The organism is Prosthecobacter sp. (assembly GCF_044232965.1).
Lineage (GTDB): Bacteria > Verrucomicrobiota > Verrucomicrobiia > Verrucomicrobiales > Verrucomicrobiaceae > Prosthecobacter.
Genome location: NZ_JBIIKX010000001.1, coordinates 44,972 through 59,823, shown reverse-complemented (window position 1 = coordinate 59,823; position 14,852 = coordinate 44,972). Strand labels below are relative to the sequence as shown.

The 14,852-nt window shown below is 62.9% G+C and carries 13 protein-coding genes; 6 read left to right on the top strand and 7 right to left on the bottom strand.

Going from position 1 to position 14,852, the window contains the following annotated elements:
• Positions 1 to 27: 27 nt before the first annotated feature.
• From ACILSI_RS00275 to ACILSI_RS00260, 4 genes are all read right to left on the bottom strand, one after another.
• Positions 28 to 609, bottom strand: a complete 582-nt coding sequence (locus ACILSI_RS00275) for a hypothetical protein (RefSeq protein WP_395719823.1) — start codon at positions 607 to 609, stop codon at positions 28 to 30.
• A complete protein-coding gene (locus ACILSI_RS00270; RefSeq protein ID WP_395719822.1) occupies positions 606 to 6,782 on the bottom strand; it encodes a tetratricopeptide repeat protein in 6,177 nt (2,058 codons plus the stop codon). The genes ACILSI_RS00275 and ACILSI_RS00270 overlap by 4 nt, the downstream gene beginning before the upstream one ends.
• A gap of 79 nt (positions 6,783 to 6,861) precedes the next feature.
• A complete protein-coding gene (locus tag ACILSI_RS00265; RefSeq protein WP_395719821.1) occupies positions 6,862 to 7,803 on the bottom strand; it encodes an endonuclease/exonuclease/phosphatase family protein in 942 nt (313 codons plus the stop codon).
• A gap of 25 nt (positions 7,804 to 7,828) precedes the next feature.
• A complete protein-coding gene (locus tag ACILSI_RS00260) occupies positions 7,829 to 8,092 on the bottom strand; it encodes a twin-arginine translocase TatA/TatE family subunit (RefSeq protein ID WP_395719820.1) in 264 nt (87 codons plus the stop codon).
• A 273-nt stretch (positions 8,093 to 8,365) separates the two neighbouring features.
• Between ACILSI_RS00260 and ACILSI_RS00255 the strand changes: the two genes are divergently transcribed.
• From ACILSI_RS00255 to ACILSI_RS00240, 4 genes are read left to right on the top strand one after another with little or no spacing between them, the layout of a single operon-like run.
• On the top strand, positions 8,366 to 8,674 hold the full coding sequence (locus ACILSI_RS00255) for a Dabb family protein (protein ID WP_395719819.1): 309 nt from the start codon (positions 8,366 to 8,368) through the stop codon (positions 8,672 to 8,674).
• A 15-nt stretch (positions 8,675 to 8,689) separates the two neighbouring features.
• A complete protein-coding gene (locus ACILSI_RS00250; protein WP_395719818.1) occupies positions 8,690 to 10,033 on the top strand; it encodes an aspartate aminotransferase family protein in 1,344 nt (447 codons plus the stop codon).
• Complete coding sequence (locus ACILSI_RS00245) at positions 10,027 to 10,722, top strand: 7-carboxy-7-deazaguanine synthase QueE (RefSeq protein ID WP_395719817.1); 696 nt, start codon at positions 10,027 to 10,029, stop codon at positions 10,720 to 10,722. Before ACILSI_RS00250 ends, ACILSI_RS00245 begins: the two co-directional genes overlap by 7 nt.
• The gene (locus tag ACILSI_RS00240) at positions 10,719 to 11,366 is read left to right on the top strand and encodes a thermonuclease family protein (RefSeq protein WP_395719816.1); all 648 of its coding nucleotides are present in this window, start codon (positions 10,719 to 10,721) and stop codon (positions 11,364 to 11,366) included. The genes ACILSI_RS00245 and ACILSI_RS00240 overlap by 4 nt, the downstream gene beginning before the upstream one ends.
• Here ACILSI_RS00240 and ACILSI_RS00235 read toward each other — a convergent pair.
• Both ACILSI_RS00235 and ACILSI_RS00230 read right to left on the bottom strand, forming a co-directional pair.
• Positions 11,350 to 11,745, bottom strand: a complete 396-nt coding sequence (locus ACILSI_RS00235) for a (deoxy)nucleoside triphosphate pyrophosphohydrolase (protein ID WP_395719815.1) — start codon at positions 11,743 to 11,745, stop codon at positions 11,350 to 11,352. The genes ACILSI_RS00240 and ACILSI_RS00235 overlap by 17 nt on opposite strands.
• Positions 11,746 to 11,749: 4 nt before the next feature.
• Positions 11,750 to 12,883: a hypothetical protein gene (locus ACILSI_RS00230; RefSeq protein WP_395719814.1), complete on the bottom strand. Its 1,134-nt coding sequence runs from the start codon at positions 12,881 to 12,883 to the stop codon at positions 11,750 to 11,752.
• 66 nt (positions 12,884 to 12,949) lie between these two features.
• Between ACILSI_RS00230 and ACILSI_RS00225 the strand changes: the two genes are divergently transcribed.
• Both ACILSI_RS00225 and ACILSI_RS00220 read left to right on the top strand, forming a co-directional pair.
• Positions 12,950 to 13,201: a hypothetical protein gene (locus ACILSI_RS00225; RefSeq protein WP_395719813.1), complete on the top strand. Its 252-nt coding sequence runs from the start codon at positions 12,950 to 12,952 to the stop codon at positions 13,199 to 13,201.
• Positions 13,198 to 13,491, top strand: a complete 294-nt coding sequence (locus tag ACILSI_RS00220; RefSeq protein WP_395719812.1) for a hypothetical protein — start codon at positions 13,198 to 13,200, stop codon at positions 13,489 to 13,491. The genes ACILSI_RS00225 and ACILSI_RS00220 overlap by 4 nt, the downstream gene beginning before the upstream one ends.
• On the opposite strand, the gene ACILSI_RS00215 is transcribed toward ACILSI_RS00220, so the two are convergent.
• Positions 13,488 to 14,792 carry a hypothetical protein gene (locus tag ACILSI_RS00215; protein WP_395719811.1) on the bottom strand — a complete coding sequence of 435 codons (1,305 nt, stop codon included), beginning with the start codon at positions 14,790 to 14,792 and terminating at the stop codon, positions 13,488 to 13,490. The genes ACILSI_RS00220 and ACILSI_RS00215 overlap by 4 nt on opposite strands.
• Positions 14,793 to 14,852: the final 60 nt, after the last annotated feature.

Below are 14,852 nucleotides of genomic sequence, written 5' to 3'. Positions count from 1 at the left end.
CTGTTAGGCCGGTCTTTTTGCCAACGCTCAGCGTTGCAGCAGACTCCGCACCTGATCTTCGGTGTAGGCACCGTCGGTGGTCGAGGTGGCTTCAAGATTGCCGATGATATTTGGCTGTTTTGGCCTGGACTGGGAACGAGAGAGAGCGGAATCGGTTTTGAAGACATCGCCGGAGCCGCGGAAGGAGGAAGAGCCCTCACGCGCCTGCTGGCTGCCGAAGCGCGACTGATCGGCCTTGAAGGCATCCCCACCCATGCGGGACTGCCGGTCGCCGAGTGAATAAGTCATGTCTGCGGCTTGGGAACGCGATTTGCCAAACCAGTTCTGGCTGGTCTTGAATTGCTTCTGCCCGGCATACGAGTTGGCGCCGTTGAAGTTCTTCGAGTGGTGCATCTGCTTCTGGAAATATGTTCCAGCGCCGCCCTTCGACATCTTGGGGTCGGTGATGTACTTCTCATACTGGCTGCGCTGGGAGTCGTCCGGCTTGCGCACGGCGCGCTGCTCCAGGCTCATCTCCGTGGTCTTCTTGGATTTCTTCTCCGGGCCGGAGCACTGGCACAGCATGAAGCCTGCCGAGGCGCAGATCGTCAATGACAGCAGTTGTTTCATGGTTGGAGCGTGGAAGACGAGACAGCCTGGCGGGTGAGAAAGAGCACCTCTTTGCGCACCGCGCCGGGCAGGCGGAACTTGGCCACCTCCTGCTCGATGCCCGCGAGTCTGCCCCAGCTTTGATGGAGTTCAAAGACGAGTTTTGCCGACTCGGCGGGCATCACCCAGCTCATGCGCATGAGGAAGGCCTCGGCGGCCTCAAACTCGCGCTGGCGGATGAGAAACCGCGCGTAGGCGGCATACAGCTCGGGCTGCAAGGTGGTGGTGCCCTCCAGGCGCTTCAGCGCGGCGTCGAACAACTCACGCGCGAGCCCGGCGTGGCCGGTGTCCTCCAACGCGCGCGCCCACTCGGTGGTTTGGGCTCCGCCAGGAAAGGCCAGACGCAACGTTTCAGTGAACAGCTCGCTCACCGCGGCCTCGTCGTTCAAGGCATGGGCCACGCGCACGGAGAGCGGCAGCTTGCGGCCCTGCTCACGCAGCGTGGGGATGCCCGCGATGAGCTGGCAGGCATCCCAGGCCCAGTTCGCACGGCCGCCGGCCAGCATGGCCTCCGCGCTGAGCTCGATGCACAAGCGGTCTTTCTCCTCGGCCTTCTGCCATGCGGAGATGAAATCACGCTGCGCCTCCGAAGAGAGGCTCTTGGTGAAAGCGCTCAGTGCCAGCGCCGCCAGAGGGCGATCCGCGCCAGCGCGTGACTCGGCGCGCAGAATCTTCACCCATCCCGCCGCATGCCTGCCATCCGCCTGACTTTGCAGCCAGGCGTGCAGATCCTTGAGCAGGTCGCGATCCCGCGTCGTGACTCGGAACAACGCGGAAACTTGCGCTCGACCACGCTCGGGCGTCCAGGCGGGATCATTGGCCAGCACCTTGAGCTGCTCCAGCCGCAGCGTGAAACGTTCATGGTCTCCTTTGAGCGTGCGGTCCGCCTGCGTGAGCAGGCTCAGCGCCTCGGCAGCGCGGTCTTTCGCCCGCAGTCCGCCCGCCAGCGCCACCACGCAGGGCAGTGATTTACGCTCGACACACAGCGACATCAGCTCTCGCGTCTCATTCACGTCCGCCGTGGCGGTGGCGATCTGGCAGCGCAGCTTCAGCACCTCCTGGGCCACCGGTTCCAGCGGCTCCGCCAGCGGCACCTCGCGCAGGATTTTCAAAGCGGCCTGCGGCTGGCCAAGGCGCTGCAAAATCTGACCGCGATGCAGGCCCGCCTCGATGTCAAGATCCGTGCCCGCCTGATCGTTCGCGACGTAAGAGGCATGCAGGCGATCCCAGGCGGAGAGCGCGGCCTTGTCGTCCTTCATGCGCTCATTTAGCAACCCCAGCTCGCGCAGATAGGAGACCTCATGCGGGCGGCGGCGCTCCAGCACTTGTGTGAATTTTTCGCGGAAGCCCAGACGGCGCAGCTCGTCGAGATTGAAGTCCCAGGCCAGGAACATGGCGTGTTTCTCACGCAGCGTGTCATCTCCCAGCGCCGGCGGCTTGAGCGGCGCCTCGGCCAGGAGCAGTTGCAACGCAAAGCTCCGCCCAGGCTCGATCTCCATGGCGGTCTCACTCACACGCAGCAGCCACTGCGCGTATTCGGGATTCGACGGCGCGCGCGGCGGAAGCTGACGGTAGATGCTGATGGCCTCACGCGCCATGCCGACGGACTCCAGCCGGCTGCCGAGGTTTCCCAGCGTGTCCACCGAATGCTCCGTGCGAAAATCCACCGCCGCCAGATGCTCGCGGATCATGCGCAGGCGTGTCGGATAATCCGCCGTGCGCAGCCGTGACAGCAGCTCCGTGATGCGCCACTCGCCGAACTCCGAGTCCGAGCGCGGCCCCAGCATGGAGGTGCCATGACGCGAGGCGATTTGATCATTCGAAGCACGCACCACGCCTCCCATCCCCTGCTGCACCAGCAGCGCCTGAATTTCCCGCGTTTCCTCCCACAAGCTGCGCTGATGCAGCGGCTCCTCATAGCGCGAGGAGCCCTGAGGAATCAAACTGCCGCGTGATTCCGTCATCTCACGCTGCGCGATGAACGGTCCGGCCAGAAAACGCCCAAGCGCTTCCGCGCCCTGCTGCTCCGCGCCGGCCAGCCCGGTGATGGCCGACTGACGGATCAAGGTCATGGCGGAAGGCCGCGTGCGTTGCAAACGACGCCAGGCCGTGCGCAATGCCTCCTCACGCTGCTGCTCGGAAGCAGCCATGCGGCTCAGGGCGGCCAGGCTCAGCAGGTAGGGATCATAAGTGGAACGATACCCCTCCGCCGCCACCGCTCCGTTCACCGCGTCTTCCAAATATTTCCGCGCCAGCTCCCAGCGTTCCGCGCTTTCTGCGATGCGAGCGAGGAACAGCGAGTAGTCCATCTCCGGCGAATGACGCGGCAGGCTCTCTCCCAGCGCCAGCGCCTCGTCGTAGCGCTGCTTGTCCTGCAGCTTGCGTGTCAGCTCGATGACCGCCGCATTCCGCAGCACACGCGAATCCCCCAGCACTCGCAGATCCTCCGTGAGAAAGCGGAAGTCCGTCACATCCACCAGCATCGAGGCGCAGGCATGCAGCAGTTCAGCGCGGGCTTTCATCACCTCCGGCAGCCAGCCCTTCTCGCCCGCCCACTGTGTCACTTCGCTCATGCCATGGCTGCGCATGGTCAGCCACACCTGGCAAAATCTCGCCTCAAGCGTGCTCACGTCCGGCAAAACTTTCTTCAACACAGCGCGAAACTCCACGCCTGCACCCGCATAATACAGCGCCCAAAGTTTCTCCACGTCGCCCGCCTTCACATCACCGCTCCATTGCTTGATCCAGGCGCTCAAAGCCGCGCCGCCCTGGCTGTGGCGCAGTTTTGCCAGCTCCTCGATCGCACGCAGCCGCACCAGCGCCGTGTCCTCCGGCAGCTCGGCAAATTCAGCGCGTGGCTGGCCCAGGAAGGCGCGCAGCGTGTCCATTTCCTTGCGCTCCAGGCCGGGGGCGAAGTCCAGCAACGGCACAAGATCGCCCGTGGTCACACCGCCAGTGCTGCGGCGCGTGTCTGTCAGCGGCAATGGGGCACGCACACCTTTCACCGCATAAGTGCCCGCCTTGGCCGGAGCCGCCAGCACCGCCGCCAGATGCTTTTCCGCCTCCGTCTCATCCGCGAAGCGCAAGCATTTCAGCGCCAGCCTGAGACGTGCGCGGCCATCCCATGACTGCACCCGCGCCATCTGCTCGTAAACACGCCGTTCCGCCTCGTCCTGCCCGGTGGTTTGATAATACTTCGCCAGCTCCGCCAGCGCAGACACGTCCTGCGAGAAACGGCTCTCCAGCCTACGCCTCACACGATCTGCCTCGGTGATTTGAAACGTCTGCTCCAGCAGTTCCACCAGCCGGCGCGACTCTGCCGCGATCTCCTTCGGCGGCGCTGTGGCCGCGATCTGTTTTTGGAAATAGATCGCCGCTTTCAAGTCTGATACCTTCAGCGCTGCATCGCGCAGTTGATCCAGCGAGAACGGCGTGTCCGGCGCGGTGTAATACGCCTGCTTCATGCTCGCAAACGCCTTGGCATGCTCGCCGCCACGCTCAAACACCTGCGCCAGCGCCTCATGATAAAAGCCATCGAACGGATGACGCTGCACACGCGACAGCAGCGCGCGCTCCAGCAGTTTCAGGCGGTCACGCGCCACCGTGGGAGCCAGCTCGCCGCCGCTGGCGTCGGAAAACGTCAAACGGTCGATGCAGCGGCGCAGCACCTCGCGACGGCGCTTCACATCCGTCTCACGCTCGATGATCTGCGCCTGCACCTCCACATGCTCCGCGATGCGGTGCTGCCGCAGCAGGATGTCAGCGTAATTTTCCAGCAGCGGCATCGCCGCCGGTCCTTCCACACGTTTCACCGCCTGCTTCCAAAGCGTGAGCGCGTCTTCCGCGCGACGTTGCAGGAAATAAATCTGCGTCAGTGCCGAGAGAAGCTGCCCGGACTCTGGAAACTCACGGTACACACTTTCCAGCAGCCGCGCCGCCTCCACGCCCGGTGGTGGCAGCGGCGTGTTGCTCTTCCACCCCGGACTGTCCCGCTCCACATCCGCCCGGCGCTCCGTCTCCATCAGCAGCTCCGCCAGCCTCAGCGTGTAGCGCACACGGCCCGCGACATCCAGTTCCGAAAGGCGGCGCAACTGCCGCTCCATCAGCGCGAAATTCTCGTCGGCCTGCGCCAGGTCCAGCTTCAACTGCTCCACCACCAGCGACACCGGCCGGTCCCGGCCCGTCACTGGATCAAACTCCAGCGCCTTCAACAATTCATAGGCTTGATCGAATTGATTGGTCCGCAGCGCCCACCAAAAACCACGAAACACGTTGGCTGTTGGATCCTTCGATTTAGAACTGTCGCTCTTCACTGCGGCGATCCTTTTCCGCGCAAAATCCAGCACATGCTCGGACAGCTTCTCACGTGGAGGCCCCTCCCCCTCATCACTCGCGAAACCAGATCCCGTGAACGCGTCCGGCAGCTTGAAATCGCCATTGCTGGCCGGTTTGGCCTCGGTTTTCTGATCCCCCATCAAAATCGATAGCAGCCGCTCATCCACGTCCACACGCTCCTCGTCTGTGGTGCTCGCCTGCCAGGCCTTTTCCACCCATTCCGCCGCCTCGTCGTTATCCCCCTGCTCTGCCAGCAGTTCAGCGAGGCGCAGCCAGGCGTCACGACCCGCTCCGGGTTTGGAGACTGCCTCGCGGGCCAGGATGATCGCGCTATCGATGTTGTTGCTCGCGGCGAGGAAGGCCGAGGCATCGCTCAAGCGCTTCTGCCGTTCCTCCACCGTCCCCGCGCCGCTGGTAAACTCACGCAGCAGCTTGTCCTCCGCCGCCACATCCCGCCGGGCACGGAAAAAGGCCGCGAGTTCGAACACCGCCTCCGCTTTTTGCGGATCACGCGCCACACGAGAACGCAGGATTTTTTCGATCACCGCGTCCAGCGCCCGTGTCTGCGCAAACACCAGCACCTGCTTCTCCACATCCGTGCTGTTTTGGGTGTCGAGAAGTTGGACGAGGCGTTTCACCGCGCTGTCCGAGTCACCACCGCGCAGATCGGCCTCGCAGCGCAGCAGCACGATGGCCGACAAGTCGCTGCCGTCGTTTTTCAGCCGCTCATCCATCAGTTTCGCCGCCTCGGCCGCGCCTTCGTGGTCCAGCAGCGCCCGCACAAGCGCCCAGCGGTAATCCTCCACCTGAGGCACCGCTTTGACGAGCTCACGCAGCCATCTCACTTGCTCATCCACATCCACCGTGATCTCGAAAAAGCGCATCGCGTCGGACAACGCCTGTTCCGAGGGCGGCGCGACCTTCGCCGCCACCACCAGCGCCTTTTGCAAATCCTCCAGCATCCCAAACCGCTCATGCAGACGCACCCGCCGACGGAAAAAGTCGAGATAACGCCCGTCGCGGAAATGCAGCAACGCCAGACCGTCTTTGAGCGCCTTGTCCGCCTGCGCAAACTGGTCGGCATGCTCGTAAATCCGAGCCAGATCGTAGAGCGCGTCCAGTTTGCGCTGCGGGTCTTTTTGATCGGCCAGTTTGGCAAAGAAACTCGCCGCGCGCTCGGGAAATCCCGCCTGAAGGAGCAACTGCGCCACCTGCCGCGCCAGCGCGAAATCCTCCGGCTGCAAACGCGCCGCCGTTTCCCAAGCCTCGGCCGCCTCCGCGTTATTGCCGCTGCCCAGCGCCAGATTGCCGATCTCAATCCACGTCCCGGCGCTTTTGTCAGCCTGTGCAAGCCGTTTGAGCAGCACGATGGCCGCCTCCGGCTGTTTCTGTTCCATCGCCACATCCGCCCGGCTGCGCAGCGCAAACACGTTGGCTGGCTCCGCCTTCAACACCTCGTCATACTTCCCCGCTGCCGCCGCGAGATCACCGCTGCGCCGCAGCAGATGCCCATGCACCAGCAAAACCGCCGGATGCTTCGATGCCGACGCCTGCTGCGAGACGTTATCCACCAGCAGCCTCGTCGAGTCATGCTTCTCATACAACGTCCACAGCAGGTCTAGCACACGGCCGTATTCCGGCTGCTGCACCAGGAGGGAGAGATACTCGTTCGCAAGCCGCGTCTCCCGCTCCGCCCACGGTTTGCTCACCGTCTGAGCCGGGGCTTGCAGAGCCAATGCCACCACCAGCGTCCCCAGGAGACACTTGAATCGAGACAATGGGCCTGCGGCTTCCAGCATAATCTTCGATACGATCATAGCCGCCTTTGCGACCAGCGCCAAGCTGCAACACGTCGAATCAAAAGCGGCAGCTCCGGCGCTAATCGTCCTTCTTCAAAATCGGCTCCGGGCTGATCTTGAGCACCAAAGGACGGTGATCGCTGGCTTTGTCGAAATCACGCGCGGAGTAGATGAAACACCGGCTGTAGTCGATGTGCGGACGCAGCAGGCGGCTGGCGAAGCAGTAGTCGAGCCGCGAATAGGTGTCCGCAGCGTCCCAGAAGTGCGTCCACCCCTCTCCGTCTTTGTCCTTCAGCCAAACGTCCTGCATGGCGGTGTCGCTGGTGCGCGGGCTGCCGATGATGTCGGAAATGGCAGGTTCATTGCGATGCTCGTTGAAGTCGCCATAGGCCAGAATGCGGGCGCCGGGTTCCTGGGTGAAGAGGGTGTCGAGGTGCTTGCGCAGCAGCCGCGCCTCGTTGCGGCGCATCTGCGCCTGATCAGCCTCAGCAACCTCACGCTTCGACTTCAAATGCACGCCCACGCAGTGCAGATCGAAGGTCGGTGTGATTGGAATCGTCACATGCAAGATACCGCGCTGAAACGGCAGCGTCTGCGCACCGAGCTGGTATTTGAGATCGGTCTGGGAGTTGCGCCGTTTGATCGGCAGACGGGAGAGAATCGCCAGACGGCGTGTCTCATCGCCACCATGGGCCAGTTCGGTGTGCGGCAGGTCGATCCCGGCGGTCTTGAGGCGCTTTTGCAGATCAGCTAGATCGTCAGCAGTGCCGATTTCACAAACACCGAGGATGTCCGGCTTGATGGCGGTGAGGATTTTCACCACGCGCTGACGTTCGTCCTCGGGCTTGGGAGACGCGGGCAGCGTCTTGTAAGTCTGCGGGTCGAACCGGTCCATCGTGAGCCAGTTCTTGAGATTGTAGGAGCAGAACGTGAGACGCTCCGGCTCTGCGGCGGAAAGCAGCGCCGCTGCGACAAAGAAAACGGCGGGTCCGAAGACCCGCCGTAGGAATGAAAGGGGCATTGTCATGCCTGCGAAAGCCGCAAGGTTAGGAATCCTGAACGCTGGCCACCGGCTGGCGCTTTTCCTGCGGAGCCTGGATCTGCGGGCGCTCGGCTTCTTCCTGGGCGCTGTGCAGTTCTTTTTCGAACTCGTCCTTGGCCTTTTTGAACTCGCCCATGCTCTTGCCCAGACTGCGGGCAAAGGTGGGCAGTTTTTTCGCGCCAAACAGCACGAGAATGAGGATGGCAATGATGATCAGCTCGGGCGTGCCGAGAGGGCCGAATGCGGCAAGAATATGAGGGGTGTTCATGATGGTACTAGGTTTGCATTGTTAGTGAGGGCTTGCAACGCGGACTTTCAGTCGTTCCCAGTGGGGCCATCGTCCGTTGAGCGGGGTTTGAAAACGAGAAGACCTGAGAGGCCATGAAGTCGTCTTCATCCACCTAAACGTGGCCAAACCCGTCTGGTTAGCAAGAATCTCGTGTCTGGGGTGATTTCCCTGTGGCGCAGGCCGCTGGTCCAAAGGCGGAACCAGCGTTTTGGCGATTGCACACGAGGTTCGAACGCGTAGCAATCCGCCACCATGATTCATAACGTCTATTTCTGGCTCAACGCCGACCTCACCGCCGAACAACGCTCCACTTTCGAGACGGAGCTCATGCACCTGCTGGAAATTGATTACCTGGAGCACGCCTTCGTCGGCAAACCGGCGGACACGGAGAAGCGTCCCGTCACGGACCACTCGTTCAGCTACTCGCTGACGCTGCACTTCAAAAACATGGCGGATCATGTGTTCTACCAGAAAGAGTGCCCCAAGCATTTACGCTTCGTTGACGCGTGCAAGACGTTCTGGGATCGCGTGGTGATCTATGACAGCTCGCCCATCCACTGATTCCCTCCCACGGCCATGCCCTACACCTTCCCCAAGTCCGCCGAACTCTTCGCCCGCGCCCAGCGCAGCATCGCCGCCGGCGTGAACAGCGGCATCCGCAAGATGGAGGCTCCCGTGCCGCTGTATTTCGACCACGGCAGCGGCTCGCGGCTGTTTGATGTCGATGGCAATGAGTACATCGACTTCCAGATCGGCCAGGGGGCCATTCTTTACGGTCACGCCCCAAAAGGCATGGCCGACGCCATCGCCAAACAGGCGCACAAAGGCACGCACTGGGCCGCGCAGAGCGAGCTGGAGATCGACGTGGCCGAGCGGCTGCAAAAAATGATCCCGGGAGCCGAGCGGGTACGCTTCAACAACAGCGCCACCGAGGTGGTGCTGGCCGCGCTGCGCCTGGCGCGTGCGCACACCGGCCGGCCGCTCGTTCTGAAGTTTGAAGGGCATTACCATGGCTGGGCGGATGAAGGACTCGTCGGCTTTGCCCCGCCGCCAGACAAATGGGGCAGCGAGGACGACCCCACGCGGCTGCATCCGAGCCAGGGTGTCATTCCCGAGGTGCTGAACACTTTCGTCGTGGCCCGCTGGAATGATCCTGAGCACCTGCGCCAGCGCGTCAAAGAACATCACGGCCAGATCGCCGCGATCATCTTTGAGCCGGTGCTCTGCAACACCGGTTGCATGCCTGCCGCGCCCGGCATGTTCTCGACCATCCGCGAACTGTGCGATGAAAACGGCATCGTCATGATCGCTGATGAAACCATCACCGGCTTCCGCTTCGGCGCTGGCTGCGCTCAAACGCATTACGGCTTCATACCGGATCTGACCATCCTCGGCAAGGCCGTGGGCGGCGGCGTACCCTTCGCGGCGCTCGTTGGCAAAGAAAAGTTCTTTGCCAAGATCATCAGCGGCGAGGTCGTGCATGCCGGCACCTTGAACGCCAATCCGCTCTGCCTCGCCGCCGCGAAGTGGTGCCTGGATGAAGTCATCGCGCTTGGCGACAAGCATCCGGCCGGAGTCATCGCCCTCGGCGAGCAGTTGATGGCTGGCCTGTCCAAACTGGCCGCGCAACACAACATCCCGCTCCAGCCGCAAGGCCCCGGCCTGGTCTTCCACGCCGCCATGCTCAAGCCGGGTGCGGAAAACGGCCCGATCACGAGCTACCGCGACTATGTGCGCCGCCAGGACGCCCCGCGTTGGGCGCATCTGCGCCGTTTCCTCCTCGAAGAAGGCGTCCGCGCCATCGAACGCGGCCTCTGGTTCATCAGCCTCGCCCACACCCAGGCCGACATTGACGAGGCGCTGAAGCGTGCGGCGCTTGCTTTTGCCCGCCACGCGGCAGAGTGGAAAGCTCCATGCTGATCTCCGAGATTTTTTACTCCGTGCAGGGCGAAGGGACGCTGGTGGGCGTGCCGTCGGTGTTTGTGCGGACTTCGGGGTGCAATCTGCGCTGCGGGTGGTGCGACACGCCGTATGCATCCTGGAAGCCGGAAGGCACGGAGATGAGCGTGGAGGCCATTCTCGATGCTGTGGAGGCGTGTCCGACACGGTTTGTCGTAGTGACGGGCGGGGAGCCGATGGTGGCGAAGGAAATGCCGCACCTGCTGGCAAAGCTGCGTGAGGGCGGCAAGCACATCACCATTGAAACGGCGGGAACCATCGCGCCGGAGGGTGTGGCCTGTGATCTGGCCTCGATCAGCCCGAAGCTGGCGCATTCGACACCGGATGAGGCCTTGGCGGGCAAGGCGTGGGTGGAGAAACATGAGCGTCTGCGGCTTCAGCCTGAGGTTTTGCGGGCGTGGTGCTCGACGTATGATTTTCAGCTCAAGTTCGTCGTCGCCACCGAGGCGGATGTCGAGGAGGTACGCAGGGTGGTGGAGTCGATGGGCGTGCCTGTGCCGCCGGAGAAGATTCTGCTGATGCCGGAGGGCATCAAGCCCGAGGTGCTGCGCTTGCGGCAGGCGTGGCTGGTGGAAGTCTGCAAGCAGACCGGCTGGCGCTACACACCGCGACTGCACATCGACCTGTTTGGCAATCAGCGTGGGACATGAAACGGACGCGCTCGAACCTTTCGAGAAACCTCTGGGCGCTGGTGTGGACGCTCGTGGTGGTGTTGCAGTTGTGGGATCACTTTCGTGACAAACCGGCAGCGCCAACACCGGAGCCGGACGGACACTTCGTAACGCTCACCAACGCCCGTCTCGTGGATGATGCCAACAACGATGGCGACAGTTTCAGGATGGCGCATGACGGCGGAGAGCAGGTGCTGCGGCTGTACTTTGTCGATTGCCCGGAGAAGCGGCAGTACAAGCTGGTGGAGGGCCGTTTGAAGGATCAAGGGGGCTATTTCGGCGGCCTGAGCATCCCGCAGACGCTGAACGTGGGCCAGGAGGCGAAGACCTTCACCGAAACACGGCTGCGCGAGCAACGCTTCACGGTGCAGACGCGCTGGGAGCGTGTGTATGACAGCGAGCGTGTGTATGCGGTGGTCTTGTTCGAGGATGGCGAGGACTTGGCGGCAAAACTGGTGAAGGCGGGCCTGTGCCGCATCCACACGAAAGGCACGCTGATGCCAGACGGGCAGCGTGAGTTCGATTTTGAAGCACGGTTGCGTAGCTTGGAAAAAGAAGCCAGGGCGGCACAACGTGGCGCGTGGGGCAAGCCGAAGCGCGCAGCCGCTAAGCCAAAAACGTGAGCAGCGGCACATCCGCCGGAGCGAGCGGATAACCTGCCAACTGCGGGCGCTCCACCCAGACGAGGCCGGTGTGCTCATGTGGATGCGGTTCTGGGCTGTCGGCGGTGAGTTCGCAGACAAAGGGGACCATTTCGACAATGCACCACGGATATTCATGCGTCACCGCAGACAGGGTTTGAAGAATGCGCACCTCGCAGCCGAGTTCCTCACTCAATTCACGATGCAGCGCGGTCTCGGCGCTCTCGCCACGCTCGACCTTGCCGCCGGGAAACTCCCACAGCCCGCCGAGTTTTTTGTCCGGCGGACGTTGGGCGAGAAGCACCCGATCCCCACGCACGATGATGGCGCAGACAACGGAGACGGGCGGCTGAACGTGCATGGGCTCAGGATTTCGCGACGGCGAGCGCCGCACGGGCGGTGCGCAGCGCGGCATCTGGCACGCTGAGCTTGGCCATGCTGGAACGCATGCGGCGGCCGACGGCATCGTTGTTGGTGAGGATGCTCTCCACGGCGGCGGCGGTCTCCTGCGGTGTGCGGGTGACGACACCGCCGTCGATCTTCGTGAGCAACTCGGCATTCCCTTCCTCCTGGCCGGGCACGACATAGTCGATGACGGCGGGGATTTTGGCCGCGAGCACCTCGTGCAAGATGGCGCCGCCGGCCTTGCAGATGACAACATCGTGCGTGCGAAGGAATTCAGGGATGCGCTTCGTCCAGCCGATGATTTCCACGGTCTCGGGAGGCAGTGAATCGGTGAAGCGGCGCAGGATGTGATGCAGGCGTGAGGCGTGCTTGCCCACGGGCAGCGTGAGCTTGGTTCCAGCCAGCAGTTGCGGCCTCAGCGCCTCCAACGTTGCCCGCACATGCCGCCCAGTGGTGGAGGGCAGGTAAAGAATGCGCGCCGCTGTCTGCGGCGGCTGCTCTGGCAACGGCTCGGTGAAGGCCAGGCTGACAGGGAAGCCAGTGACGCGAATTTTCGACTCCGGCACGCCAAAATCGGTGACAACCTTCTTCGTCTCGTCATCGGCCACACAAAACAAATCGCTGCCGGACATGACCCAGATGCGGTTCACGCTGATGGAGTCGGTGATGACGGTGCAGAGCGGCGGCACGGGCTGCTTTCGCGCCAACGCCTCCAGCAGCACGGCGTAAAGCGGGTAGGTGCTGACGATGAGGCGCGGCTGCTTTTCGTTGAGGCGCTTTTTGAGATGGTTCAACAGCCCGGTCTGCCAGACGGAGTCCGGCCCGGTGACGCTGCGTTTGCCCATTAGCTCATAAGTAACGCGCCAGGCGGCGGGGAAATGCGTGATGGCCTGCTGGTAGAGAGCCTTCGTCACGGCGGCGGTGCGGGGCATGGCCTCGTCGAGCAGATCCGTCATCTCGATGGCCTCGCCGGGACACAGACGCGTCAGCGCCTCTGCCACGGAACGCGCCGCAGTGTTGTGTCCATCGCCATAACCGGCGGTCAAAATCCAAATCACACGGCCCACCGCTGGCGGGAAAAAGGCCCAAAACAAGCAAAAAGGCGGATGCAGAGACGTTGTTGACAATATTTCACAAAAGTTAAATGATAGCCGCACTTTATGAAACGGCAGCGCCCCATCACGAGGAGCCAGTTTCTCGCCGCCGCAGTCACCCTCGCGACGGTGCTGATCATGCTCACCCCGCTGCGCCGCGGACCAGACGCCATGTCCTCGCGGCAGGCCGGCTGGATGCCGCTGCTCAATCTCGGCGGCCTGGTGGACACGAGCGCGTTTCATCGGCTGGAGGTTTCGGATTCGCGACATCATGCCAGTGAGGCACCCTTGGTCCGCCTGCCCGCGACCGCGCCATGAGCGGTCGGTTCAAGCCTCCCGGCCAGTGCCCAGCCTGCGGCGAATGGGTGAGACGCGGAGCCGCCGCCTGCGATGACTGCGGGGCCTGTGAAAAATCCGGCTGGAGCGGCAACACCGACGCCGACGGCCTGGATCTGCCGGATGACGAGTTCGATTACGAGGACTTCGTCGCGCGGGAATTTGGCGGCAAGAGTTCCAAACAAGCGCTCACCTCAAATGTCTGGTGGTGGGTCGCCCTGGCGCTGCTGATTGTACTGGTGGTCGGTGCGCTGCTGCCGGCCTTCGGCTAAAGCGCGATCCGTTTGGCGATCTCGGCAATGAAAAGGCCGTTGTGTCCGGCTTGCAGCACGAGAAACACGCCAAGCGCCGCCATGACCGGCCATTGCAGCCAGGACCAGCGTCGCAACGGCTGCTCAACGCCCAGACCCACGAGTGCGATAACCGCAGGCGTCCACAGGGCCGAGTGAAGCAGGCGCTCACCCGGCGCTTCAAGCGCACCATAAAACAGCACCAGCCAGCCGCCAAGCAAGAGCGCCGCCACGGCAGTTGCGCTCGATCTCATCGCCCAAGGCAGGCCGATGAAGCCCAGGATCAACAACATGAGCCAGACCGCGCCGATGCCATGCTGCACGTCCATTTCCAGCCAGCGCCCTTCGGCGAGCGTGACCGTGCGGCGATCTGACTCAACCGTCGAAACTGTCGGAGCGATCACGTTGGCGAACAAGACATCCTGCATCCGGGCCGCCCAAGGGACATCAACGACTTGTCGCGAGGCCTGATTCAGCGTTCCCACCGACTCACGCAGCACTGCGGCAGGTGAAACGGCTCCACTGCCCGGATAGGCCCAGCTTTGGAGTTTCATGGCCCCCAGCGTCACCAGCAGGAGCAGCACTGCGCTGATGAGGCCGCTGAACAGTGGCCGCACGCTGCCACCCGCACGACTATTCCGCACCGCGCCCACTAGCACCAGCAGCAGCATGGGAATGACATTCCACAGCGAGCAACAACACGCATAAAACGCCGCTGCTGGAAACTCCCACCAGAAGGCCGCCCGCCCACGCGCCACAGCAGCCAGCGCCGCCATGAGTCCCAGGGCGCTAAAAATCTGCGGCAGCGGCAGCGCCGCGAACAAACCAGCCGCCGTGGAGACCCCAAGCACGCTGGCAAATAACACCGCCCGCAGACGCGCCACGCCACAGCACATGAGCGTGAGGTAAAGCAGCACCACGATAAGCGCTCCGGCGGCAGATGTCATGGCCGCCACCGCATGCTTGGCAGCGGCACCGGGGCTGTCAGAAAACAGCAGCCATAAAACAGCCAGCACCCGTGCCGGATGATGATGCAACAGCAAGAAGGCGCTCCCCTGCCCTGAGCCACGCACACCCGCCCGCGCCGGTTCCGAGGTCAGATCGGTGAAAAAAGCCGCCGTGTTCGCGGACAGCACCACATCATCCTTCAAATACAACGCCGTCTTCTCCAGCTTCAAATGAGCGGCAAAGAACAGGCTGTAAAAAATAGCGAATAACACCGGGCCGATGCCACGCCAGCGGCGGTGCAGTTGGGCGGCTTGTTTCAAATCATCGTCCGGCATGATGCGTGGCACTCAAGAGGTGCCACGCGCGTCTGCCAAGTCCGGCGGACGAAAAAAACA

What these genes read in the sequence shown, in the direction of transcription:
- ACILSI_RS00225 (WP_395719813.1), top strand. Translation starts at nt 12,950, where the DNA reads ATGAAACGGCAGCGCCCCATCACGAGGAGCCAGTTTCTCGCCGCCGCA.
- ACILSI_RS00260 (WP_395719820.1), bottom strand. Translation starts at nt 8,092, where the DNA reads ATGAACACCCCTCATATTCTTGCCGCATTCGGCCCTCTCGGCACGCCC.
- ACILSI_RS00245 (WP_395719817.1), top strand. Translation starts at nt 10,027, where the DNA reads ATGCTGATCTCCGAGATTTTTTACTCCGTGCAGGGCGAAGGGACGCTG.
- ACILSI_RS00275 (WP_395719823.1), bottom strand. Translation starts at nt 609, where the DNA reads ATGAAACAACTGCTGTCATTGACGATCTGCGCCTCGGCAGGCTTCATG.
- ACILSI_RS00265 (WP_395719821.1), bottom strand. Translation starts at nt 7,803, where the DNA reads ATGCCCCTTTCATTCCTACGGCGGGTCTTCGGACCCGCCGTTTTCTTT.
- ACILSI_RS00270 (WP_395719822.1), bottom strand. Translation starts at nt 6,782, where the DNA reads ATGCTGGAAGCCGCAGGCCCATTGTCTCGATTCAAGTGTCTCCTGGGG.
- ACILSI_RS00220 (WP_395719812.1), top strand. Translation starts at nt 13,198, where the DNA reads ATGAGCGGTCGGTTCAAGCCTCCCGGCCAGTGCCCAGCCTGCGGCGAA.
- ACILSI_RS00250 (WP_395719818.1), top strand. Translation starts at nt 8,690, where the DNA reads ATGCCCTACACCTTCCCCAAGTCCGCCGAACTCTTCGCCCGCGCCCAG.
- ACILSI_RS00240 (WP_395719816.1), top strand. Translation starts at nt 10,719, where the DNA reads ATGAAACGGACGCGCTCGAACCTTTCGAGAAACCTCTGGGCGCTGGTG.
- ACILSI_RS00215 (WP_395719811.1), bottom strand. Translation starts at nt 14,792, where the DNA reads ATGCCGGACGATGATTTGAAACAAGCCGCCCAACTGCACCGCCGCTGG.
- ACILSI_RS00235 (WP_395719815.1), bottom strand. Translation starts at nt 11,745, where the DNA reads ATGCACGTTCAGCCGCCCGTCTCCGTTGTCTGCGCCATCATCGTGCGT.
- ACILSI_RS00255 (WP_395719819.1), top strand. Translation starts at nt 8,366, where the DNA reads ATGATTCATAACGTCTATTTCTGGCTCAACGCCGACCTCACCGCCGAA.